The sequence below is a fragment of the Alcanivorax sp. genome (assembly GCF_019431375.1).
Classification (GTDB): domain Bacteria; phylum Pseudomonadota; class Gammaproteobacteria; order Pseudomonadales; family Alcanivoracaceae; genus Alcanivorax; species Alcanivorax jadensis_A.
The window spans coordinates 2,608,614-2,632,033 of sequence record NZ_CP080267.1 but is presented as its reverse complement, the minus strand read 5'-3'; the positions used below and the strand labels follow the sequence as shown (position 1 = coordinate 2,632,033).

Sequence of the window (23,420 nt, the reverse complement as noted above, 5' to 3'; positions counted from 1 at the left end):
GCGCTGCATATAAAGAAATATCGCGAGCAGTACGACTAGGAGCCGGAGAGAAAACCATGAGCGAAACCACGGAAAAAGTCCGCAAGACGCTGGCCCGGCGCTACCGGGCCGAGAAGCGCTTCAAGGCGTTTGGCATCGGCTCCATCGGCATTGCCAGCCTGATGGCCCTGGTGCTGCTGTTCACCGACACATCGGCAGCGTTCTTCTAGCGCGAAAATCCAGCTGCCGTCACCTTCGACCGAGGTAAAGCTGAGTCGCGTGACTCCCGCGACGAGGATGAACTGAACTACGGCAACTATCAGTGATCCGCGACGCCCTGGCAGAACGCTCTCACCGGAAGGCCGCCACGTACACCGGGCACTGAATCAGCCGGTGAGCACCGGCGCGTGGTTGTTTGCAGCGATAAGCTGCGCGAAGATCCCTCCCTGTTGGAAGACCCGCACCCTGTGGTTGCTGGCCGATGATTGAGGACCTGTTTCTCAAGGCCAGTGAAAAGCAAAGTGGAAGACAGCCGCCTGAATGCCAAGCAGTGTTACAGGGTGGTTGAGCGCAGCTTCCGGGAAACCCGTGGCTAAGGCCCAACCGGTCCCTGTTCACATGGCGCGATTCCCCGCAGGCTGAAACAGGCGGGCATTCGCTTACGCCTCTTCCTGTTCACCATGATCGTCACCCCTATGCGATTCGTGGAGGCGGCAACATCTGACCGGAAGAGTTCCTTTGAAGAATGTTCACCTGACTCATTGAAGCGAATATCAACAACCCGGCGGCGGTGCCGTCGATCACCTCGCTGCTGGGCCCGGCGGTGATCATTGGCCTGTTCGGCCGCCCGCCTGCCTGCGCCGCTGGCAAGGTGGACAGTACTGACGCCGACGGACCATTCCTGCCGACTTTCCATCATCATTTCTCAGCCGCGCCGCCATCGGTAGCGGTACCGCCCAGCATTCGCCAGGCGGCCATGGCTGGGGGCATCGAAGACGGTGGGCTGCAACCACAGAGCAAAAGCCGCCGATTCGCCGGGCACAAACACCGGAAGTTATCGGCATGGTCGAAATCTCTTGGGGGTGAAACCGCACCGTTGATGATCGGCATGGTATTTTATCATCGATCTGCCTTTTTCGGCCCCTTCATGGATGCCGCCACTATGCCGCCGGCACAGATCTAACAAGCAGCCCTGGCAATCTTTGAAGCGTTGGCGTCCGCTGCGATCATCTGGTGCTGCTGGCGCCCTTGATCGTTCACACACACGCGATCAATTCCGGCGTGTACGCGCGCCTTGAGCGCGCCGTTGGTAACGGACCGGTAATTATGATTTGAGGATGGAAACCCATAGCAATCAGAGTCAAACCGTCATCCCTAACAGCAACAACGATGCGGCCAAAGACAAGGCCATTAATTTGCGACGCAATGATACAAGACACTTTTATCCCGATCAGGACTGTGGGAAGCCCTTGTGGACACCCGAAAATGCGCCCTCGGCGCGATGAGGAATGATGCGCCGATAACCAGGCCATCCGGTTATGTCAGCCCGGACATCGGTAAGCGAACCAAGTGTCGCCGATTACGGTCCCCAAGGTGCTGTAAGTCCAAATTTTCTGCGCCACCTGAACCGCAAGGGAACGACACGCCTGACTTAATATCTGTCGTGGCAAAGCGCTGATCTGCACCAAAGGGCAGGATCTCTCATAATCCGAAACTGGATGTGGTGGGAGCGTAAAAATTGGGTGGGCATACAGTTCCCAAAGCCTCCAACCCCTTCCCAAGCTTCCTGATTCACACGGTCGTGGCCTATGGCTGGCCCATGGTCTAATAACAAGGGGGCCATGACCGCTGACGAGATCGTGGAAAACAGCTTCGTAAGTGAAAGCCGCCCGAACGATGGAAGGACTGGCCGCACCGCTGCGGCCTGGCCTGGTCCGGCGGTCAGCAGCAGCGTCTGTATTGTCCTAACGATTGCGGAGCCTGGCGTGGCATGGAGGGGATGAGCTCCCGTTCATGCTGATCCCATCGCTAACGTGCCAAGATCGAGTGAGCTGATCTTCGAGCTGAGCGAGTCCTACAACAATGCCATCGTCACCCACTCCATGCAGCAGGTTTCGCGGCATCCACCGTACGTCACTTCCACCCTGGGTGTACGATTCGAACGAATGACACCGATTACCTGTGTTCAATGCCAAGCCGGAACACGATCTGACGAAGCCTATATCAACGGGCCGCTTCGCTGTAGCATAATACCACGGATCGTGATGCATTTTGAGGAGCACAGCCCCAACCAGTTCAATGAGGCTGGGAACCATCCGCAACAACTGATGAGATAAGGCTGGTGGCAGGTGGTGGATGCCTTGCAGGCATTGCTGTAAGGTGCATGCGGATTCTGGACTCTGGCCCGCCGTAAGGTGTTTAGGATACGGAAGACAAGCGGTTTGACAAGCTGGAAATGCTGATCGACGAAGAATGCACCGGGTGCTGGCCCTGCGTCAGCCCGCCGCGTCGACCTATGCGTCTGATCATTGCCGTCACCAAGGCGGTCTCCGATCTGGAACGGATCGGCATGAACCGCCAGCACGACCCAGTACGTACAGCAGCCGGCGGAAGAGGCAGTCTCCGCGTCAGCGTGGAAGTGCGCTACATCGGCAACCATGCGCAACATGCTGCGCGCGCGACACCCTGACGCTTGCCCGCCTGAAGTAAGAAAGCTCCAATGTGGCCATATTAACTGAGGACCCTGGAGTATCGCAGCGCCATGTGTTTGCTGGCTAAGGATGGGAAGACCTGCGCTCCATTACCCGGGGTGTCAATATCATCTGGTCCCCGGCGGCAACTTTAGCTTAATCGGTGACCATGCCCGCACACCAAGCAAAGCGGCGGCCATCTGGCAATCGGCGGAAGGCAAGGACGTACGCCACATCTCGGATGGATCGTTATAGCGCGTACGCAGCTGAGCTAAGAGCTTCCAGCCACGAGGAAAACCTGCACAGCCGCCAGTAGGAGCTATTTAGGCGCAGGAACTGGCGCGTAGGCGCGGAATCTGTGCCTGAAAGCGATCAGTATCTGAACGTGACAGGTTTCCCTCCAGAGGAGAGGGGCGAGTAAAAACTGTGGATTGCCTTTTTCCCCGCCAAGGCTCGACCGCCATGCAAGCATGCTCACAGCACTTCTCAGCAAGCTGTCAAATGAATTTCAGGCGCAGCCTTTCGTTTCGGATTGTCACAAAATCCTTCGCGTTGCAGCTTGAAGCGATATTAGCAGCTTAATACATCCGTGTATTTCCGAATATATGAATACAGGGCGAGCCAGCGCTCACCTCCACCGATAGCTAATGCTTGGTGATGACTCTTTGTTTGAGCTTCCTCATTCCTGCCTCAGGGGCCTTGGTGCCGGTTCCAGAATGGGGAATCCCGAGAAAACGGGCATTATACGGGGCCTGCCGGGCAGGGCCAGCCTGTAGCGATGGATGATGGGGCGCCCTGGATCACAGGGGGGCCATATTCCTGTAATGTTGCTGTCACAAACTCTCTCTAGCATGCGCGGTGCTGAAACATGAACTGGTTTGCAAAGATTGCAAGAACAAAACCGGGGTGGGGTCTTACCTGACAAGCGCCGGTGCCATGTAACTAGGAGGCTTAACTGTGAACTTCAAGATGAAAGCAACTCTGGCAGGTGCCGCTGCTGCACTGGCCATGGCCAGCGTACCGGGCACCGCCATGGCGCGTGACACTATCTCCATTGTGGGTTCTTCCACGGTGTATCCGTTCGCCACTGTGGTAGCCGAGCGTTTCGGTCGCACCGGTAACGCCACCCCGAAAATTGAATCCACCGGTTCCGGCGGCGGCATGAAGCTATTCTGCCAGGGCGTGGGCACCCAGCACCCGGACATCACCAATGCCTCCCGTCGCATGAAGAAGTCCGAGTTCGAGCTGTGCCAGAGCAACGGCGTGAAAGACATCACCGAAGTGAAGATCGGTTACGACGGCATCGTGATTGCCAACTCCGTAAAGGGCGAGCACATTGATCTGGCCCTGCGTGACATCTTCCTGGCCCTGGCCAAGGACGTACCGAACCCGGATGGCAGCGAAGAGCTGGTAGCCAACCCCTACAAGACCTGGAAAGAAGTGAACCCGGCTCTGCCCAACGTGAAAATCGAAGTGCTGGGTCCGCCGCCGACCTCCGGCACCCGTGATGCCTTCAACGAGCTGGCCATCGAGGGCGGCTGCAAGACCTTCCCCTGGTTGAAAGCCATCAAGGACGAAGACAAGTCCAAGTACAAGGCCATCTGCCGCAGCGTTCGTGAAGACGGTGCTTATGTGGAAGCCGGTGAGAACGACAACCTGATCGTGCAGAAGCTGGAAAAGAACCCGGCTGCCTACGGTGTGTTCGGTTACTCCTTCCTGGATCAGAACCGCGGTGTGGTACAGGCTGCCAACGTGGGCGGTGTTGAACCCACTTTCGAAGCCATCGGTTCCGGCGACTACCCGGTGTCCCGCTCCCTGTACTTCTACGTGAAGAAAGCCCACGTGGGTGTGATTCCGGGCATCGAAGGCTATGTGAAAGAGTTCACCAGCGAGAAAGCCTGGGGCGACCAGGGCTACCTGGGCGAGAAAGGCCTGATCCCGCTGGGTGACGATCTGCGCAAGAGCATGGCCAAGCAGGCCCGCAGCCTGAAGTCCATGACGGGTGAAGAGTTGTAAGGGAAACAACAAAAAAGCAGGGACGCTTTTAGCCCGGTGGCGTTTGCCACCGGGCTTTTTCGCCACTGAAAAACCGGTGTTTGTTCCACCAAGATCATTGCGGTGATCTTGTTTGAGCAAATCCGATCGGAGTACTACATGCAAACCGGAAACCTGCTGTTGCTGCTGGTGGTAATGGTGGCGGTCGCCTACTTCGTGGGGCTTCGTCGCTCCTACGCGCTGGCCCGCCCCCTCCCCTGGGGGGCATTCGTCACCTGCACTCGCTGCCGTTTTACTTCGCCATGCGTTCAGCCATGTGGTGTGCGATCCCCGCCCTGGTGGTGCTGGGCCTGTGGTTGGCCTTTGATGACAGCATCATCCGTCAGCAGGTGCTGGCCAGTTTGCCGGCAGAGCTGCAGCCGACGGATGCGTCCAGCTACAACCTGACACTCAGCAAGATTCAGAACGTGGCAAGCGGGGCTCTCCCGGTCGGCTTTGTGGAGCCCCCCATTGCGGCGGCGGCCGAAAATCTGAAGTCCCTGCGCCAGACCAGCGCCATGGCCCTGACCGTGGTGATTATCGTGCTGTGCATGTTCGGCGGCGCCTGGGCCTGGCTGAAAGTATCACCGCAGTTGCGCGCCCGCCAGCAGGTGGAGCGGGTGCTGCAGACCCTCTTTATGCTGTGTGCCACGGTGGCGATCCTGACCACCGTGGGCATCGTGCTGTCGGTCCTGTTCGAATCCATCCGCTTCTTTGGCAAGGTGCCGGTTACTGACTTCCTGTTCGGGTTGCAGTGGAGCCCGCAGACTGCGCTTCGGGCTGATCAGGTGGCCTCCGGTGGCGCCTTTGGTGCCGTGCCATTGTTCGTGGGTACCATGCTGATTTCCGCCATCGCCTTGCTGGTGGCGGTGCCGGTGGGGCTGATGTCGGCCATCTACCTGGCGGAATACGCCAGCAACCGGGTCCGCACTGTGGCCAAGCCGGCACTGGAAGTGCTGGCCGGGGTGCCCACCGTGGTGTACGGCTTCTTTGCCGCCCTGACGGTGGCGCCGTTTATTCGCGGCCTGGGTGAATCCATCGGTTTGAATGTGGCCTCGGAATCCGCCCTGGCCGCCGGCCTGGTGATGGGCATCATGATTATCCCGTTCGTGTCTTCCCTGGCGGATGATGTGATTACTGCGGTACCCCAGGCCATGCGTGATGGCTCCCTGGGGCTGGGCGCCACCAAGAGCGAGACCATCAAGAAGGTGATTTTCCCGGCGGCCCTGCCGGGCATTATGGGTGGCATCCTGCTGGCCGCTTCCCGGGCCATCGGCGAGACCATGATCGTGGTGATGGCCGCTGGCCTGGCCGCCAATCTGACCGCCAATCCGCTGGAAGCGGTGACCACCATCACCGTACAGATCGTCACCCTGCTGACCGGCGATCAGGAATTCGACAGCGCCAAGACCCTGGCGGCCTTTGCCCTGGGCCTGATGTTGTTCATCACTACCCTGGTCATGAATATCTTCGCGCTGCATATCGTGAAGAAATACCGCGAGCAGTACGACTAGGAGCCGGAGAGAAACCATGAGCGAAACCACGGAAAAAGTCCGCAAGACGCTAGCCCGGCGCTACCGGGCCGAGAAGCGCTTCAAGGCGTTTGGCATCGGCTCCATCGGCATTGGCCTGATGGCCCTGGTGCTGCTGTTCACCGACATTATCGGCAAGGGTTACAGCGCGTTCTTCGAGTATGAAATCCAGCTGCCGATCACCTTCGACGCCGAGGTGCTGGATGTCAGCGACCCCCGCGACGAGGATGAACTGAACTACGGCAACTATCAGGGGGTGATCCGCGACGCCCTGGCAGAACGCTTCCCCACTGTGGAAGGCCGTCAGGACACCCGGGCACTGAATCAGCTGGTGAGCACCGGCGCCGGTTATGCCCTGCGCGATATGCTGCGCGAAGATCCCTCCCTGCTGGGCAAGACCCGCACCCTGTGGTTGCTGGCCGATGACGATGTGGACCTGTTTCTCAAGGCCAGTGAAAAGCAGCGTGAAGACAGCCGCCTGAATGCCAAGCAGCAGCAGTGGGTGGCCGAGCTGGAAGCCTCCGGGGAAACCCGCATGGTGTTCAACCAGTCCCTGTTCAGTTACGGCGATTCCCGTGAGCCGGAACAGGCGGGCATTCTCGGTGCCATTCTCGGCTCCCTGTTCACCATGATCGTCACCCTGGTGTTGAGCTTCCCGGTGGGCGTGGCGGCGGCCATCTATCTGGAAGAGTTCGCCCCCAAGAACAAGTTCACCGACTTCATTGAAGTGAATATCAACAACCTGGCGGCGGTGCCGTCGATCATCTTCGGCTTGCTGGGCCTGGCGGTGATCATTGGCCTGTTCGGCCTGCCCCGTTCGGTGCCGCTGGTGGGCGGTATCGTACTGACGCTGATGACCCTGCCGACCATCATCATTTCCAGCCGCGCCGCCATCAAGGCGGTACCGCCCAGCATTCGCCAGGCGGCCATGGGGCTGGGGGCATCGAAGATGCAGGTGGTATTGCACCATGTGCTGCCGCTGGCCCTGCCGGGCATGCTCACCGGTGCCATCATCGGCATGGCCCAGGCCCTGGGTGAAACCGCACCGCTGCTGATGATCGGCATGGTGGCCTTTATCGTCGATCTGCCCGCCGGCCCCATGGATGCTGCCACGGTGTTGCCGGTACAGATCTACCTGTGGGCGGACAGCCCGGAGCAATCTTTTGAAGCGTTGGCGTCCGCTGCGATCATGGTGCTGCTGGCGTTCCTGATCACCATGAACACCCTGGCGGTGGTACTGCGCAAGCGCCTTGAGCGGCGCTGGTAACGGACCGGTAACGAGGATTTGAGTGATGGAAACCGCACAGCAACTGGACAAACCGTCCCTGGGCAACAATGATGCGGCCAAAGACAAGGCCATTAACGAGCGTGACGCAATGACACAAGACACTCCCTATCCCGATCAGACCGTGGGTAAGCCCTTTGTGGACAACCCGAAAATGCGCCTGCGTGATGTGGAGGTGTTCTACGCCGATAACCAGGCCATCCATGGTGTCAGCCTGGACATCGGCAAGAACGAAGTGGTGTCGCTGATTGGTCCGTCCGGTTGCGGCAAGTCCACCTTTCTGCGCTGCCTGAACCGCATGAACGACACCATCGATATCTGTCGGGTAAAGGGCGATCTGCATCTGGAAGGGCAGGATCTCTATGACCCGAAACTGGATGTGGTGGAGCTGCGTGCCCGGGTGGGCATGGTGTTCCAGAAGCCCAACCCCTTCCCCAAGTCGATCTACGACAACGTGGCCTATGGGCCGCGTATCCATGGTCTGGCCAACAAGAAATACGACCTGGACGAGATCGTGGAAAACAGCCTGCAGAAAGCCGGCCTGTGGAACGAAGTGAAGGACCGGCTGCACTCGCCGGGTACCGGCCTGTCCGGCGGTCAGCAGCAGCGTCTGTGTATTGCCCGCACCATCGCGGTGAGCCCGGAAGTGGTGCTGATGGATGAGCCCTGCTCCGCGCTGGATCCCATCGCCACCGCCAAGATCGAGGAGCTGATCTCCGAGCTGAGCGAGTCCTACACCATTGCCATCGTCACCCACTCCATGCAGCAGGCCGCGCGGGTATCCCACCGTACCGCCTACTTCCACCTGGGGCGGTTGATCGAAATGAATGACACCGACACCGTGTTCACCAAGCCGGAACACGATCTGACGGAAGCCTATATCACCGGCCGCTTCGGTTAAGGGGAGCAAGACACAATGGATCGCATGCATTTTGGTGAGCACAGCTCAACCCAGTTCAATGAGGCGCTGGAATCCATCCGCAACAATCTGATGGAGATGGGCGGCTTGGTGGAAAAGCAGGTGGTGGATGCCTTGCAGGCATTGCTGCATGCGGATTCCGACCTGGCCCAGAAGGTGCTGGATACGGAAGACAAGGTCGACAAGCTGGAAATGCTGATCGACGAGGAATGCACCCGGGTGCTGGCCCTGCGTCAGCCCGCCGCGTCGGACCTGCGTCTGATCATTGCCGTCACCAAGGCGGTCTCCGATCTGGAACGGATCGGTGATGAATCCGCCAAGATTGCCCGCATGGGCCAGCAGTTGGCGGAAGAGGGCGAGTCTCCGCGTGGTTACGTGGAAGTGCGCCACATCGGCAACCATGTGCGCAACATGCTGCGCGACACCCTGGATGCCTTTGCCCGCTTCGATGCCAAGAAAGCCCTGGCCGTGGCCGCCGAGGATAACGAGGTGGACCTGGAATACCGCAGCGCCATGCGCTCGCTGGTCACCTTCATGATGGAAGACCCGCGCTCCATTACCCGGGTGCTCAACATCATCTGGTCCCTGCGTGCACTCGAGCGAATCGGTGACCATGCCCGCAACATCGGCGAGCAGGTTATCTACCTGGTGGAAGGCAAGGATGTACGCCACATCAGCGTGGATGAGATCGAAGCCAAGCTGAAAAAATAAAAGACAGCTACAAGCTACGAGCTTCCAGCTACGAGCAAAACCTGCTACGAAGCCGCTGTAGGAGCTATGCTTGCATGGCGAACCGCGCGTAGCGCGGAATCGCCTGAAAGGCGATCAGGCATTTCCGAACGTGACAGGTTTCTCCAGAGGAGAGGGCGAGTAAACTGCACCGCTTTTTCCTCGCCAAGGCTCGGATTCGCCATGCAAGCATAGCTCCTACAGCATCCTTCAAAGGCCGTGCCTGACTTTCAGGCGCGGCCTTTTTCGTTTCGGGGATCGTCACAAAACTTTCCCGCGTTGCAGCTTGAAGCTTGTCGCTTGCAGCTTTAACATCCGTATTTCCGAATATACGAATACAGGGCGAGCCATGCTCACTCCCACCCAGCTGTGCAAATGCCTCGGCGATGACCTTCGCCTGAGCCTGGTCTGCCTGTTGCACGGTCAAGGCGAGGTCTGTGTCTGTGATCTGGTGGAGGCCATCAGTGCGCCGCAGTCCACCGTGTCGCGACACCTGGCCCAGCTGCGCCAGTGCGAGCTGGTGGTGGCGCGGCGGCAGGGTACCTGGATGCATTACCGCATCAACCCGGAGCTGCCTGCCTGGGCCCAACAGACGTTGGCAAGTCTGGTATCACCGGCCTGCGACGCCCTGTCTCTGAACCTTCCTGAGCCTGCCTGCTGCGAGAAATGACATGCAACTGCAACCCATGACGATTCTGGTGCTGTGCACCGGCAATTCCTGCCGTTCCATTATTGGCGAAGCGTTGATCAACGCCCTGGGCGAAGGCCGTTTTCGGGGGCTCAGTGCCGGCAGTCATCCCACCGGTCAGGTGAACCCGGGGGCGCTGGCGGTACTGGCCCGCCATGGCATTACTCCGCAAAACCCGGCCTCCAAGTCCATGGACGATCTGGCCGATGAGACTATTGATCTGATCATTACCGTCTGCGACAGCGCTGCCGGTGAAGCCTGCCCGGTGTGGCTGGGGAATGTGCCCAAGCTGCATTGGGGGCTACCGGACCCGGCCCATGCGCAAGGCTCGGACGAGGAGATTGCGGCGGCCTTTGAGGCCACCTACCAGCAACTGGAAAAACGGTTTCAGGCACTGTTCGCCGTTTCGCTGGATGACCTCAATGAGAAAGGCCTGGTGGCCTGCGGCGAGCAAATCCACCGGGACATGGGGGATCTCTGATGCCGTTCTTTGAACGTTACCTGAGTGTCTGGGTGGGCCTGGCGATTATTGCCGGGGTTGGCCTGGGGCTGGCAGTGCCGCCTCTGTTTCAGGCGGTGGCAGCGTTTGAGTATGCCCATGTGAACCTGGCGGTGGCGGTGTTTATCTGGGTGATGGTCTACCCGATGATGATCCAGATTGATTTCACGGCGATCAAGAAAGTGGGCCAGAACCCGCGAGGGTTGCTGCTCACTCTGGTGGTCAACTGGCTGATCAAGCCGTTCACCATGGCGGCGCTGGGCTGGTTGTTCTTCAAGGTGCTGTTCGCCGGCTGGGTGGATCCGCAGACCGCCACTGAGTACATCGCTGGCATGATCCTGCTGGGCGTGGCGCCCTGCACCGCCATGGTGTTCGTGTGGAGTCACCTGACCAAGGGCGACGCCAACTACACCCTGGTGCAGGTGTCGGTGAACGACATCATCATGGTGTTTGCCTTTGCGCCCATTGCGGCCCTGTTGCTGGGCGTCAGTGACATCACCGTGCCCTGGGATACCTTGCTGTTATCCGTGGTGCTGTATGTGGTGCTACCGCTGATTGCCGGTTTCCTGACCCGTCAGCTACTGGTGGCAAAAGGGGGTGAGGCGAAAGTGGAGAGCTTCGTGCACACCCTCAAGCCGATCAGCGTGATGGGGCTGTTGGCCACGGTGGTGCTGCTGTTCGGCTTCCAGGCGGAAACCATCATCGCCAAGCCCCTGGCCATTGTGTTGATTGCCATTCCGTTGCTGATCCAGACCTACGGCATTTTTGTGATCGCCTACTGGGCCGCCCGCCGTCTGCGTCTGAAACACAACGTGGCCGGCCCCGCCTGTTTGATCGGCACCAGCAATTTCTTCGAACTGGCGGTGGCCGTGGCCATCAGCCTGTTCGGTCTGCACTCCGGCGCGGCCCTGGCCACCGTGGTGGGGGTGCTGGTGGAAGTGCCGGTGATGCTGTCGCTGGTGGCGATTGTGAATCGTACTCCCCACTGGTTCGAAGAAAATCCTGCGTAACCCTGTAGGAGCCCATGCTTGCATGGCGAAAGTCTGTCAGATTCTCACCTGCTTTCAGGAAACAGAACCCTTCGCCATGCAAGCATAGGCTCCTACAAACAATGAGAGCGTCGATGAAAGATATGCCCAATCTCGATAACGAGTGTTTCCAGGTCCCCACTGCCGACAGCGTATTCCGGGATCAGCCGTCCACCCACAAGCCACGCATCCTGTTGCTCTACGGTTCCCTGCGTCAGCGATCCTTCAGTCGTCTGGTGGTGGAGGAAGCTGCGCGTCTGCTGGAAGCCATGGGCGCGGAGCCACGGATTTTTCATGCCGATGGTCTGCCGTTGCCGGACAGCGAAGAGGCGACGCATCCCAAGGTAAAGGAGCTGCGTGATCTGGTGACCTGGAGTGAAGGCATGGTGTGGTGCTCGCCGGAACGCCATGGCGCCATGACCGGCATCATGAAAGCGCAGATCGACTGGATTCCCCTGTCATTGGGCGCAGTGCGTCCCACCCAGGGCAAGACTCTGGCGGTGATGCAGGTGTGTGGCGGTTCTCAATCGTTCAATGCGGTGAACCAGCTGCGGGTGCTGGGCCGCTGGATGCGCATGCTCACTATTCCCAACCAGTCCTCGGTGCCAAAAGCCTTTCTGGAATTCGATGAAAACGATCGCATGAAGTCGTCCGGTTTCTATGACCGTATCGTCGATGTGATGGAAGAGCTGATGAAGTTTACCCTGCTTACCCGTGACCGCAGTGACTACCTCACCGATCGCTATTCCGAGCGCAAGGAAAGTGCCGAAGAGCTGATGAAACGGGTGAATCAGCGCAGCATGTAGGTCGTAAAGATTTTTTACCACAGGGGGCACAGAGGACACGGAGATAAACATTTTCTCGGTGGATTGGGTGTCCTCTGTGGTGAAAGGGTTTTTCCCACTGCAGAAATGGTGCGTGGTAAAAACCGCTTTTCCGCCTTTTATCTTTTCGACGCCCTCACACTATCTCCGATGCTGGGTTACCGGTTTGCCGCGGATCATTTTCTTTTCCACGAACGGTGAGGTCATGGCTCGCACCAGGGCGCTGTAGTTCACCCCGAAACGCACTTCATCCCCCACCCGCAAGCGCTGTTTGCCGCAGTCCAGCAGCAGATGATCGCCGCTGGCGCCGAGGATAGTCAGCCCCTCTGGTGGCTGCAGGCCGTCCGGGTCCAGATCCTGTTCGCCCACCGCCAGAATCGCCCGTGCCATGTCGCCGCTATCGGTGGAAACCACGTCGCCGCCGAAGGCAGTTTCCGCCAGTGTGCCCCAGGGCAGGGACGGTTTGGTTTTCGATTCGATCACTTCCGCCACCAGGGTGATGGCGTCGGTGTGCAGGCCGTCAACGGGCTGGCGGTGCAGGGGCTCGCAGCCGAGCAGAATGGCTTCACCGAGGCGCAGATGGTTGATGCGACCGGTGGCACTGTTGCCCAGTGCCCAGTCCAGATTGGCGGAATTGCCACCGGAGACCAGTCGCAGCTGGATTCCCAGCGCGGTTTCTATTTCCTCGGCCAGGGTCGACAGGGCGCCCATGTTATCCGCATCCGGTGTCATGCCGCTGTGACAGGCCAGGTTGGTGCCGATGCCGGTAAGTTCCAGGTTGGGCAGCCGTACCACTTCGCGGGCGGCGCTGATCAGATCCTCGGGCAGAATGCCCTCTCGCAGGTCGCCCAGTTCCACCATCAATATGATGCCGTGGCTGCGTTCAGCTTCCTCCGCAGCGGCGGACAGCCGACGTACTACTGACAGCTCGGTGTTGAAGCTGATGTCCGCGTTGCGTACCACTCGGTCCACCTGACTGAGCATGGGCGAGCGGATCAGCATGATGGGGGCAGAAATGCGCTGCTGGCGCATGGCCTCGATGTTCTCGATGCGCGAATCCCCCAGCCCGCTCATGCCGGCGCGCAGCATGGCCTTGGCAATGTCCAGGGAGCCCAGCGCGGCCTTGGTGACGCCAGTGACGGCGATGCCCCGGTCGCCCAGATCTTCCACCAGCATGCGGGCATTGTGGCTGATCTTGTCCAGATTGATGTCCAGTCGCGGCGCGCTCATTGCGGTGCTCCTGTCAGCCCCTGGCGCAGGGCAGGGAAGGCGGCGAACACCATGTCCAGCAGATGCCGGACCGGTCGGTTCAGGGCGTCGGTGACCGGAATGCCCAGTTCATGGCTGAAGCGGGCCATGGCCTGGCTGATCTGGTCGTCATTCATGTGCTCATGATTCAGGGTCAGGCCGATCACGCGGGTGTCGGCAAAGGTTTCGATCAGGGTGATTTCGTCCGCTGGCTCGGGCATGGCCATGGTGTCGAAGTCACAGCGGAACGCCCGCGCAGGTGCATGCTGCAACACCACCGCGTGGGGGCAGGCGCCACGCAGAATAAAGGAGGTGGTGGAAAATGCCGGGTGGCTCAGGGCGCCCTGGCCTTCGATGACGATCACGTCCGGCTGCTCGTTCTGGAATGCCTCGACGATGGTGGCTTCCAGTTCCCCGGCGCAAAACTGCGAGGGCACCGAATCCAGCGCTACACCGTAACGGGCGCCCTGGATCAGCCCGGTCTGCCCGGTGCCTACCAGTACCGCCTTGAGGCCGATGGCATTGAGGGCAGCGGTGAGCACGGTGGCGGTAGTGCGTTTGCCGATGGCGCAGTCGGTGCCCAGCACGGCGATGCGTGGGCAGGTTGCCTGATGGATGTCGCCACTGAACATGCGCAGAAATTTCTTCGGGCGGGGCCGGCGCACATCGATGATGTCAACCTTGTGGGCAATGCGGGCGGCGGCGAATTCCGGGTCGTCGTTAAGAAATTCATGCAGGCCGTTAACGATGCTCATGCCCTTGCCCATGGCGGCCAGCACCACATCGCGCTGGCTGTCTGAGAGCAGGCCGCTGGCCGGCGCCATGCCGAAAATCAGAAAGTCCGGCAGGGTGGCGGTCTGGCTCAGGGCGTCGTCCATGTCCCGGCAGACCGGGATGCCGTTGGCGGTGCCGTCCAGAATCATGCCGCTGTCGAGCCCGGCCCGGGTGCTGTCGATCACCGACAACACGGCATATTTTTCCGAGTGGCGAATCAGTCCATTGGCGGTTTTGCCGTCGATGTCACCGAACTGGCCTTCGCAGTAGATGATCGCGGTGGCGGTGCGGTTGATGGCGGGGTGGGGCAGGGTGTGAGCGTTATGCAGGGCAGAGTCGGGCAAGGCAGCAGGAAGCACCGCAGGCAAGGACGAAGCGCCGGCGGGCGGTGCCTGGGCCGAATAGGGGCGTGGGCGCAACGAAATCGGGGAAACGGTACTCATGGTGGCTCCTCTGGCGACACAAGGCTTAGAGGGGCAATGGCGATGAGGTCGGCCTGAGGCACCGGAGAACAGCGAGAAGACCCCACTAAGCGGTGGGGTGAAACGGCAGACAGGGTAGCACGGATGCCACCCGGACATTGGAATAAAACGGGTGGCAGCCGAAACGCCTGCTGAAATGTCAGACCAGAGTGGCCAATACCGTCAGACGGTGCGGATCACAAAACCTTGGCGGGGCAGGTGCACATGCACCCGGCCCACGGCGTCTTCGTCCCGTGCCACGATCCAGCGCTCATCGGTGCTGGCCACCAGAGTGCCTTCCACCGGAATGCGACCGTAGTCGTTCGGGACCACGCTTACGGTCTTGCCGAGTAATGCCTGGTCCTGGGTGGAATCGGGAAGGGAGCGGGGGGTGGCAGCACGGGCCTGTTCCAGGGCCTGGTCGGCGTTGATCTGGGTGCTGTTGCCCTGGCCATAGGCCTGCAGACGATCCATCCAGGCGTTTACCTTGGGAAACCGTTTGAAGCGAGGTTGTTCGGCCAGGTCACGCTGGAACCACAGGCTGTGGTAGGCGGAGAAATCCCCGGCGTTTGGGGTGTCGCCAAACAGGAACGGCTGTGATTCCAGCTTTCCTTCCAGATCGGTCAGATGGGCTTCCACCATGCGCTTCATCTGCTTGGGGCTGTTGGTTTTCACCTTGGCCTTGCTGCCCATGGCGATGCGATCCCACAACAGGCGGCCCAGATCCAGCAGCGACGATTCCTTGAGCACCTTGCGCAGCAGGGTCAGATTCCCGGCGGAAATGATGCAGGCGAGAAAGATGTCCAGGTCCACCCGGGCGACAAATTCCTGCACCTGAGCGTCACCGTTGGCGGCTACCAGTTCCGGCTTGTCGGCTAACCGGGCAATTTCCTGGCTGATGATGCGGGTATCACAGAACACATCCGCGCCGATTTGCGCCACCGGGATTTTCCGGTAGCCGCCGGCCAGGGGAGCCAGTTGGGGCCGTGGTGGCATTTCCCGCACGGTGACCGATTGCCAATCCAGACCGGCATAGCCGAGCATGGCCCGCACCTTCTCGGAAAAGGGGGACAGGGCGTAGTGGTGCAGAATCAGGTCTGACATGGGGTCTCCGTTGTCAAAGAAATCGCGACGACACTAGTAACATGAAGCGTTTGTGTGCTGCGTGAAGATTTAGTGATTGGGGCTGGCACCAAACCAGGTGGTCAGGCCCATCTCCATGGATTGTTCGGTGCTGCCAAACCAGATTTGTCCATCCTGAATCATGCATTGCAGCTGCATGGTGCGCTGCATTAGCGGCGCCAGGGTGGCTTCGCTGTCCGGGTCCACATGGACGATATGAAGGTTGTCGAAGCGGGTTACCTTGTTCTTCATGCTCTCCCACCATACTTGTGGTGCCCGGGCGCCATAGGTGTAAATCGTCACCTGTCGTGCCAGGCCGCAGGCCTTGCGCAGGCGTTTTTCGTCGGGCATGCCCAGTTCGATCCAGTGCTCCAGGGTGTCGTCCGGATTGCGCTGCCACAGGTCCGGCTCGTCGGTACTGGACAGGCCCCGGGTAAAGGTCAGGTCTTCGTGGGCATTCAGGGCAAAGGCCAGCAGCCGCAACATCATCCGCGATTCGGTTTCCGACGGGTGCAACGGCACGGTCAGGTTATGGGTGGCGTAGTAGTCCCGGTCCATGTCGGACACGGTTAATTCGGCTTTATAGATGGTGGCGGTGAGGGCCATGGGGTGGGACTCGCAATCAGGAAGCACGCAACACGCATGCACGCAAAAAGGTGCCTGATTGTATCAGGCTTTGTGCGTGCCGCGTGGCCCCTGTTCAGTCAGGCTTACACCAGCGCCCACACCCCGAAGCCTATAAACAGCACCGCACTGATGCGATGGGCCCAGGTTTCAAAGCGTTCACCGCCGAACTGGTGAGCCAGCCAGATCACTGGCAGGTTGGCGGCGATCATGCCCAGGGTGGAGCCACCCAATATTGGCCAGAACTGATCCTTGAACTGGACCGCCAGGGCAATGGTGGCGAACTGGGTCTTGTCGCCGATTTCGGCGATGAAGAACAGGACCAGGGCGGTCAGGAAGGGACCAAAGCGGGGATCATCATCCACTTTCTCGTCATCGTCCGGGATCAGCATCCACAGGCCCAGGCCGATAAAGCTGATGCCGAGAATCCAGCGCAGCCAGTCTCCGGGAATCGCCCCGGCCAGCCAGTCACCGAACCACACGGACGCGCCGTGGTTGAGCAGGGTCGCCACCACCACGCCGGCCAGAATCGGCCAGGGTTTACGGAACTTGAGAATCAGGGCCAGCGACAACAGTTGGGTCTTGTCCCCGATCTCGCCGAGGGCAACCAGCAGGAAAGAGCTGAACAGGGCTTCCATGAACGTTTCCAGAGGGGCGGGATTGCGACACAGAGACACCACCGGTCAATCCCGCCCCTGCGGAATACCAGCGATGTCTCAGGTCTCGTCAATCCGCAATCCGCGAGGATGCGGGTGTGGACGCCATGCGCATGAGGCGCAACTATGTTGACGGCCACCAGGAGGCTCAAGCGCTCTAGCGACTACTCCCCCAAGACGGGGCAAACCTTAGCGGCAATATTGTTTTCGGGCAAGTACAATGGGACCAATGTTAATGACGCGGATTGTAGGAGCTATGCTTGCATGGCGAACCTGCTTGCGGCAGATCGTTTTCTGCGATTCGCCATGCAAGCATAGCTCCTACAGCAAGAGGGTTTTCCATGAGCGACGCAGAACGGCTAGTTGATATCGAAACCAAACTGGCCTACCAGGAAGACCTGGTCCAGCACCTGAACAAGGTGGTCAGTGATCAGCAGGGAAAAATCGACGAGCTGGAAAAGGTGTGCCGCAAACTGGTGGACAGGGTGTTGGATTTGTCCGAGGAAATGGCCGCGTCACGCATCGAGGACGCGCCGCCGCCGCATTACTGAGTTGCAAGTTTCAAGTGACAAGTTGCAACGCGATAAAGGGTTTTTCCAAGGTAAACGCAAAGAGGCCGCGCCCAATTTTTGGGCGCGGCCTCATCAGTTCTGGTCCGCAATGGACTTGCTCGTGTTGCGGCTTGCTTCTCTTCAGGCAGGAACCGGCTCACCCTGAGCGGTTTCGCCGTTGCGTTCGGACACCTGGCCATTGAGGGTGAACAGATCGTAGATCACGCCGAAGCCCAGCAGGCCCAGCGTCAGCAGGTAAAGGATACCGGTGCCGATCTTGCCCATGTAGAAGCGATGGGCGCCGAAGATGCCCAGGAACAGCATCAACACCCAGGCCACACTGTAATCAGTCTCGCCGCTCTTGAACTGGTTGTTGGCGTCCCGGTTCATGCCTGGAATCAGGAAGGCATCCACGATCCAGCCGATCAGTAACAGCCCGGCGGTCAACATCCACAGCAGGCCGGTGAGCTGGCGGCCATAGTAAAACCGGTGGTAACCGAAGATACCGCCGAAAAACCACAGCAGATAGCCGATGGGTGTCAGGTGCGTTTCTTTTTGTTGTTGCATGGGTTTCCCCCTCCATTGGTAAAGTAAAAAGCGTCCCTGCTATCGCGGGCAGGGCCCATCAGTCCGTAACGGGCTTCCCCGCGCAACTATTAACTATTCACTGTTAATTATTAACTGTCTTTACTCCGTGTCCTCAATGCTCAATCCCCGCGTGGCCACATCCAGGCTGGAGGCATCGGTCTCGTTGCCCAGTTTGATCATCAGGCGCAGATCGTTGGGCGAATCCGCGTGGAGCATGGCGTCTTCGTAGGTGATTTCCCCGGCGGAGTAGAGATCATAGAGTGCCTGGTCGAAGGTCTGCATGCCCTGTTCCCGGGACTTGCTCATCAGCTGCTTGAGCATGTGCACTTCGCCCTTGCGGATATGATCCTGAACCAGCGGCGTACCCAGCAGCACCTCGATGGCGGCACGTCGACCCTTGCCGTCCGGGGTGGGAATCAGTTGCTGGGCAACGATGCCCTTCAGGTTCAGGGAGAGATCCATCCACAGCTGGCCGTGACGGTCTGCCGGGAAGAAGTGGATGATCCGGTCCAGCGCCTGGTTGGCGTTATTGGCGTGCAGGGTGGCCAGACAGAGGTGGCCGGTTTCCGCGAAGGCGATGGCCTTGTCCATGGTTTCCGGGGTCCGGATCTCGCCAATCAGAATCACGTCCGGTGCCTGACGCAGGGTGTTCTTCAGCGCCACATCGAAGGACTCGGTATCAATGCCCACCTCGCGCTGGGTGACGATACAGCCCTGATGCTGATGGATGAATTCGATGGGGTCCTCAATGGTAATGATGTGACCCTTCGAGTTCTTGTTGCGGTGCCCGATCATGGAGGCCAGCGAGGTGGACTTACCGGTACCGGTGGCGCCCACAAAGATCACCAGGCCCCGCTTGGTCATGGCCAGTTCCTTGATCACTGGCGGCAGTCGCAGATCATCCACATTGGGAATCTTGGTCTCGATGCGTAGCGATTCTTCGGATAGTCGGTTGCTTGCGAGGTCGCTGAAGCTATCTTCAAGAAGCACACGATAACCCGGCTTCTGTTTCGATTGATGTTCGGCGGCATTCAGTCAAGAGGTCGTGAAGAGCATGAAGAGGAGCTTCGTTGATACATTGAAGATGGCGGCTTGGTGTGCATGGCGGTGGCGCATGTTCAAGGCAAACAGGTAGTGGAGATGATTCATCAGGTGGAGCGGCCCTGCGGGCTTGGGGTTGGTGCATGGCCTCGCTTGGAATCCAGAATGAGGATATGGCGGCTACCGCCATTGAGAGGATCCAAATTTTTCCAAGAGAGCGGTGATTTAGAGTGCCCTTGGGTGTGCTTAATTGCCATCCGCCGATCGCAAGTGCGCAAATTGCAGCGATAAGGTGTATGCCGACGCTCATGGCAGTCTCCAAAGGTTTTTTTTGCAGAGCATGTATGTATATGCTGTGAACATCAGATTAATAACGGATGTTCACAGTGTCAACATATCACCATGGTAATTTGCGACAGGCGCTTCTTGAGGAAGGGTTGATATTGCTGGCCGAGCATGGCGGGGAGTTCAGTCTGCGCGAGTTGGCGCGTCGAGTAGAAGTAACAGCGAATGCTTGTTATCGGCATTTTGCTAATAAAGATGCGCTGCTAATGGCATTGGCTGCGGAAGGATTTCGCCGTTTGCGGGCTAATCAGGCAAAAGCCGAGGAGAAGGCTGCCAAGGATAGTCGGTTGCTTGCGGGAGGCTACAGCTATCTTCATTTTGCACACGATAACCCGGCTCTGTTTCGCTTGATGTTCGGCGGCATTCAGTCAAGAGGTCGCAGTGAAGAGCTTGAAGAAGCATCACGAGCTTCGTTCGATACATTGAAGATGGCGGTGGCGCATGTTCAAGGCAAACAGGTAGATGATTCATCGGTGAGTCGAGCGGCCCTGCGGGCTTGGGGGTTGGTGCATGGCCTCAGTCATTTGCTGCTGGACGGGTTGTTGGAGGGGCAGGGGGAGGATCCGCTGATTTTGGCTGAATCTGCACTACAGGAGGCGGTCGATCAGGTAGGCCTGTATAATTACCCATCAACCGGAGGGCACCATGAGTGACGAGCGTTTTCTCGATATCGAAACCAAACTGGCCTACCAGGAAGACCTGGTCCAGCATCTGAACAAGGTGGTCAGTGATCAGCAGGGAAAAATCGACGAGCTGGAAAAGGTGTGCCGCAAACTGGTGGACAGGGTGTTGGATTTGTCCGAGGAAATGGCCGCGTCACGCATCGAGGACGCGCCGCCGCCGCATTACTGAGTTGCAAGTTTCAAGTGACAAGTTGCAACGCGATAAAGGGTTTTCCAAGGTAAAAGCAAAGAGGCCGCGCCCAATTTTTGGGCGCGGCCTCATCAGTTCTGGTCCGCAATGGACTTGCTCGTGTTGCGGCTTGCTTCTCTTCAGGCAGGAACCGGCTCACCCTGAGCGGTTTCGCCGTTGCGTTCGGACACCTGGCCATTGAGGGTGAACAGATCGTAGATCACGCCGAAGCCCAGCAGGCCCAGTGTCAGCAGGTAAAGGATACCGGTACCGATCTTGCCCATGTAGAAGCGATGGGCGCCGAAGATGCCCAGGAACAGCATCAACACCCAGGCCACACTGTAATCAGTCTCGCCGCTCTTGAACTGGTTGTTGGCGTCCCGGTTCATGCCTGGAATCAGGAAGGCATCCACGATCCAGCCGATGAAGAAGACCCCGGCGGTCAGCATCCACAGCAGACCGGTGAGCTGGCGACCATAGTAGAAACGGTGGTAACCGAAGATACCGCCGAAAAACCACAGCAGATAGCCGATGGGTGTCAGGTGCGTTTCTTTTTGTTGTTGCATGGGTTTTTCCCTCCATTGGTAAAGTAAAAAAGCGTCCCTGCTATCGCGGGGTTGAGCGCGGGTAGGGCCCGTCAGTCCGTAACGGCCTTCCTCGCGCAACTATTCACTGTTAATTATTACCTGTCTTTACTCTGTATCCTCGATACTCAAGCCCCGCGTGGCGATATCCAGGCTGGAAGCATCGGTCTCGTTGCCCAGCTTGATCATCAGGCGCAGGTCATTGGGCGAATCCGCGTGCAGCATGGCGTCTTCGTAGGTGATTTCGCCGGCGGAGTAGAGGTCGTAGAGCGCCTGGTCGAAGGTCTGCATACCTTGTTCCCGGGACTTGCTCATCAGCTGCTTGAGCATGTGCACTTCGCCTTTACGGATATGATCCTGCACCAGCGGTGTGCCCAGCAGCACCTCGATGGCGGCACGTCGACCCTTGCCGTCCGGGGTGGGAATCAGTTGCTGGGCAACGATGCCCTTCAGGTTCAGGGAGAGATCCATCCACAGCTGGCCGTGACGGTCTGCCGGGAAGAAGTGGATGATCCGGTCCAGCGCCTGGTTGGCGTTATTGGCGTGCAGGGTGGCCAGACAGAGGTGGCCGGTTTCCGCGAAGGCGATGGCCTTGTCCATGGTTTCCGGGGTCCGGATCTCGCCAATCAGAATCACGTCCGGTGCCTGACGCAGGGTGTTCTTCAGCGCCACATCGAAGGACTCGGTATCAATGCCCACCTCGCGCTGGGTGACGATACAGCCCTGATGCTGATGGATGAATTCGATGGGGTCCTCAATGGTAATGATGTGACCCTTCGAGTTCTTGTTGCGGTGCCCGATCATGGAGGCCAGCGAGGTGGACTTACCGGTACCGGTGGCGCCCACAAAGATCACCAGGCCCCGCTTGGTCATGGCCAGTTCCTTGATCACTGGCGGCAGTCGCAGATCATCCACATTGGGAATCTTGGTCTCGATGCGACGCAGGACCATGGCTACCAGGTTGCGCTGGTAGAAAGCAGACACCCGGAAACGGCCGATACCCCGGGCGGAGATGGCGAAGTTGCACTCGTGGTGCGCCACGAATTCCTTGCGTTGCTGTTCGGTCATCACGCCGAACACGATGTCCCGGGTCATGTCCGGGGTCAGCGCGCTCTTGGTCACCGGCAGGATCTTGCCGTTGACCTTCATGCTGGGTGGTACACCGGCGGTAATGAACAGGTCGGAACCGCCTTTCTGTACCATCAGTTTGAGGAGCTCTTCGAATTCCATCTGTTCTTCTCCTCGTTAGATTGAGTCCGGGCTCTTGGCTTTTTCCCGGGCCACTTCCCGGGACACCAGCCCTTTCTTTACCAGCCCTTGCAGGCACTGATCCAGAGTCTGCATGCCCAGCGCGCCGCCGGTCTGAATCGCCGAATACATCTGTGCCACCTTGTCTTCGCGAATCAGGTTACGAATCGCCGGTGTACCGATCATGATTTCGTGGGCCGCTACCCGGCCGCCACCGTTCTTCTTCATCAGGGTCTGTGAGATAACCGCCTGCAGGGATTCCGACAGCATGGAGCGGACCATGGATTTTTCCTCGGCGGGGAACACGTCCACCACCCGGTCAATGGTCTTGGCCGCAGAGGTGGTGTGCAGGGTGCCGAACACCAGGTGGCCGGTTTCCGCCGCCGTCAGCGCCAGGCGGATGGTTTCCAGATCCCGCATCTCACCCACCAGGATGATGTCCGGGTCTTCCCGCAGGGCCGAGCGCAGCGCTTCGGCGAAGCCCAGGGTGTCACGGTGCACTTCCCGCTGGTTCACCAGGCACTTCTTGGATTCATGCACGAATTCGATGGGATCCTCGATGGTGAGGATGTGTTCGTAGCGGGAATCGTTGATGTAATCGATCATCGCCGCCAGGGTGGTGGATTTACCGGAACCGGTAGGGCCGGTAACCAGCACGATGCCCCGTGGCATTTCGGAAATTTTCTGGAACACCTTGCCCATGCCCAGGTCTTCCATGGTCAGCACTTTCGAGGGAATGGTCCGGAATACCGCACCGGCGCCCCGGTTGTGGTTGAAGGCGTTGACCCGGAAACGGGCCACGCCGGGGACCTCGAAGGAGAAATCGGTTTCGAAGAATTCCTCGAAATCCTTGCGCTGCTTGTCGTTCATGATGTCGTAGATCAGCGCGTGGACTTCCTTGTGCTCCATGGCCGGCAGGTTGATACGGCGCACGTCGCCGTCCACACGGATCATCGGTGGCAAACCGGCGGACAGGTGAAGGTCGGAAGCGCCGTTTTTGGCGCTGAAGGCGAGCAGCTCGGTAATATCCATGGGTGTCTACTTGGGTTGTCAGGTATTGAAAGGGAGCCTGAAGCGCCCTTTTGTTATTATGTCGGCAGCCGGAAACCGGCTTCCTCA

At 59.0% G+C, this 23,420-nt stretch carries 23 protein-coding genes and 2 pseudogenes; 15 read left to right on the top strand and 10 right to left on the bottom strand.

Annotation, left to right across the window (positions count from 1 at the left end; genetic code table 11):
• Positions 1-56: 56 nt before the first annotated feature.
• The 12 genes and pseudogenes from KZ772_RS12340 (at position 57) to arsH (ending at position 12,189) form a co-directional block, all read left to right on the top strand.
• Positions 57-209: a DUF3333 domain-containing protein gene (locus KZ772_RS12340; protein WP_290536852.1), complete on the top strand. Its 153-nt coding sequence runs from the start codon at positions 57-59 to the stop codon at positions 207-209.
• 560 nt (positions 210-769) lie between these two features.
• A complete protein-coding gene (locus KZ772_RS12335; RefSeq protein WP_290536851.1) occupies positions 770-1,162 on the top strand; it encodes a hypothetical protein in 393 nt (130 codons plus the stop codon).
• A 1,332-nt stretch (positions 1,163-2,494) separates the two neighbouring features.
• A complete protein-coding gene (locus KZ772_RS12330; RefSeq protein ID WP_290536850.1) occupies positions 2,495-2,668 on the top strand; it encodes a hypothetical protein in 174 nt (57 codons plus the stop codon).
• A 970-nt stretch (positions 2,669-3,638) separates the two neighbouring features.
• On the top strand, positions 3,639-4,685 hold the full coding sequence (locus KZ772_RS12325) for a substrate-binding domain-containing protein (RefSeq protein WP_290536849.1): 1,047 nt from the start codon (positions 3,639-3,641) through the stop codon (positions 4,683-4,685).
• Positions 4,686-4,823: 138 nt separating this feature from the next.
• Positions 4,824-6,217, top strand: a pseudogene (gene pstC, locus KZ772_RS12320) (phosphate ABC transporter permease subunit PstC).
• A 16-nt stretch (positions 6,218-6,233) separates the two neighbouring features.
• Positions 6,234-7,502: a phosphate ABC transporter permease PstA gene (pstA, locus tag KZ772_RS12315; RefSeq protein WP_290536848.1), complete on the top strand. Its 1,269-nt coding sequence runs from the start codon at positions 6,234-6,236 to the stop codon at positions 7,500-7,502.
• Between the two features lie 25 nt (positions 7,503-7,527).
• Positions 7,528-8,421 carry a phosphate ABC transporter ATP-binding protein PstB gene (gene pstB, locus KZ772_RS12310; RefSeq protein ID WP_290536847.1) on the top strand — a complete coding sequence of 298 codons (894 nt, stop codon included), beginning with the start codon at positions 7,528-7,530 and terminating at the stop codon, positions 8,419-8,421.
• Between the two features lie 15 nt (positions 8,422-8,436).
• Positions 8,437-9,150 carry a phosphate signaling complex protein PhoU gene (gene phoU, locus KZ772_RS12305; RefSeq protein ID WP_290536846.1) on the top strand — a complete coding sequence of 238 codons (714 nt, stop codon included), beginning with the start codon at positions 8,437-8,439 and terminating at the stop codon, positions 9,148-9,150.
• Positions 9,151-9,517: 367 nt separating this feature from the next.
• Complete coding sequence (locus KZ772_RS12300; RefSeq protein ID WP_290536845.1) at positions 9,518-9,838, top strand: metalloregulator ArsR/SmtB family transcription factor; 321 nt, start codon at positions 9,518-9,520, stop codon at positions 9,836-9,838.
• A 1-nt stretch (position 9,839) separates the two neighbouring features.
• Positions 9,840-10,337: an arsenate reductase ArsC gene (locus tag KZ772_RS12295; RefSeq protein ID WP_290536844.1), complete on the top strand. Its 498-nt coding sequence runs from the start codon at positions 9,840-9,842 to the stop codon at positions 10,335-10,337.
• The gene (arsB, locus tag KZ772_RS12290) at positions 10,337-11,365 is read left to right on the top strand and encodes an ACR3 family arsenite efflux transporter (RefSeq protein ID WP_290536843.1); all 1,029 of its coding nucleotides are present in this window, start codon (positions 10,337-10,339) and stop codon (positions 11,363-11,365) included. Before KZ772_RS12295 ends, arsB begins: the two co-directional genes overlap by 1 nt.
• 113 nt (positions 11,366-11,478) lie before the next feature.
• Positions 11,479-12,189, top strand: a complete 711-nt coding sequence (gene arsH / locus KZ772_RS12285; protein WP_290536842.1) for an arsenical resistance protein ArsH — start codon at positions 11,479-11,481, stop codon at positions 12,187-12,189.
• Positions 12,190-12,348: 159 nt separating this feature from the next.
• On the opposite strand, the gene KZ772_RS12280 is transcribed toward arsH, so the two are convergent.
• The 5 genes from KZ772_RS12280 to KZ772_RS12260 all read right to left on the bottom strand — a co-directional run bounded on the left by KZ772_RS12280 (position 12,349) and on the right by KZ772_RS12260 (position 17,074).
• The gene (locus tag KZ772_RS12280) at positions 12,349-13,437 is read right to left on the bottom strand and encodes an alanine/ornithine racemase family PLP-dependent enzyme (protein WP_290536841.1); all 1,089 of its coding nucleotides are present in this window, start codon (positions 13,435-13,437) and stop codon (positions 12,349-12,351) included.
• Entirely contained in the window at positions 13,434-14,672 is a 1,239-nt protein-coding gene (locus tag KZ772_RS12275; RefSeq protein WP_290536840.1) for a DUF1611 domain-containing protein, read from the bottom strand. The genes KZ772_RS12280 and KZ772_RS12275 overlap by 4 nt, the downstream gene beginning before the upstream one ends.
• A 201-nt stretch (positions 14,673-14,873) precedes the next feature.
• Positions 14,874-15,794: a glutathione S-transferase family protein gene (locus KZ772_RS12270; protein ID WP_290536839.1), complete on the bottom strand. Its 921-nt coding sequence runs from the start codon at positions 15,792-15,794 to the stop codon at positions 14,874-14,876.
• Positions 15,795-15,863: 69 nt separating this feature from the next.
• The gene (locus tag KZ772_RS12265) at positions 15,864-16,418 is read right to left on the bottom strand and encodes a YaeQ family protein (protein ID WP_290539478.1); all 555 of its coding nucleotides are present in this window, start codon (positions 16,416-16,418) and stop codon (positions 15,864-15,866) included.
• Positions 16,419-16,522: 104 nt separating this feature from the next.
• Complete coding sequence (locus tag KZ772_RS12260) at positions 16,523-17,074, bottom strand: TMEM165/GDT1 family protein (RefSeq protein WP_290536838.1); 552 nt, start codon at positions 17,072-17,074, stop codon at positions 16,523-16,525.
• A 359-nt stretch (positions 17,075-17,433) separates the two neighbouring features.
• On the opposite strand from KZ772_RS12260, the gene KZ772_RS12255 reads away from it, so the two are divergent.
• Positions 17,434-17,643 carry a SlyX family protein gene (locus KZ772_RS12255; RefSeq protein ID WP_035249734.1) on the top strand — a complete coding sequence of 70 codons (210 nt, stop codon included), beginning with the start codon at positions 17,434-17,436 and terminating at the stop codon, positions 17,641-17,643.
• A 141-nt stretch (positions 17,644-17,784) separates the two neighbouring features.
• Here KZ772_RS12255 and KZ772_RS12250 read toward each other — a convergent pair whose 3' ends face one another.
• On the bottom strand, positions 17,785-18,210 hold the full coding sequence (locus tag KZ772_RS12250) for a TM2 domain-containing protein (protein ID WP_290536837.1): 426 nt from the start codon (positions 18,208-18,210) through the stop codon (positions 17,785-17,787).
• Between the two features lie 120 nt (positions 18,211-18,330).
• A pseudogene (locus KZ772_RS12245) lies at positions 18,331-19,161 on the bottom strand (PilT/PilU family type 4a pilus ATPase); the annotation flags it as partial.
• A gap of 497 nt (positions 19,162-19,658) precedes the next feature.
• Here KZ772_RS12245 and KZ772_RS12240 point away from each other — a divergent pair.
• Both KZ772_RS12240 and KZ772_RS12235 read left to right on the top strand, forming a co-directional pair.
• Positions 19,659-20,270, top strand: a complete 612-nt coding sequence (locus KZ772_RS12240; RefSeq protein WP_290536836.1) for a TetR/AcrR family transcriptional regulator — start codon at positions 19,659-19,661, stop codon at positions 20,268-20,270.
• Positions 20,263-20,469 carry a SlyX family protein gene (locus KZ772_RS12235; RefSeq protein ID WP_290509152.1) on the top strand — a complete coding sequence of 69 codons (207 nt, stop codon included), beginning with the start codon at positions 20,263-20,265 and terminating at the stop codon, positions 20,467-20,469. Before KZ772_RS12240 ends, KZ772_RS12235 begins: the two co-directional genes overlap by 8 nt.
• A gap of 140 nt (positions 20,470-20,609) precedes the next feature.
• On the opposite strand, the gene KZ772_RS12230 is transcribed toward KZ772_RS12235, so the two are convergent.
• The 3 genes from KZ772_RS12230 to KZ772_RS12220 form a co-directional block, all read right to left on the bottom strand.
• Positions 20,610-21,035: a TM2 domain-containing protein gene (locus KZ772_RS12230; protein WP_290536835.1), complete on the bottom strand. Its 426-nt coding sequence runs from the start codon at positions 21,033-21,035 to the stop codon at positions 20,610-20,612.
• Between the two features lie 126 nt (positions 21,036-21,161).
• Positions 21,162-22,283 carry a PilT/PilU family type 4a pilus ATPase gene (locus KZ772_RS12225; RefSeq protein ID WP_290509150.1) on the bottom strand — a complete coding sequence of 374 codons (1,122 nt, stop codon included), beginning with the start codon at positions 22,281-22,283 and terminating at the stop codon, positions 21,162-21,164.
• Positions 22,284-22,298: 15 nt separating this feature from the next.
• Entirely contained in the window at positions 22,299-23,333 is a 1,035-nt protein-coding gene (locus KZ772_RS12220; RefSeq protein ID WP_290536834.1) for a type IV pilus twitching motility protein PilT, read from the bottom strand.
• Between the last annotated feature and the right edge of the window lie 87 nt (positions 23,334-23,420).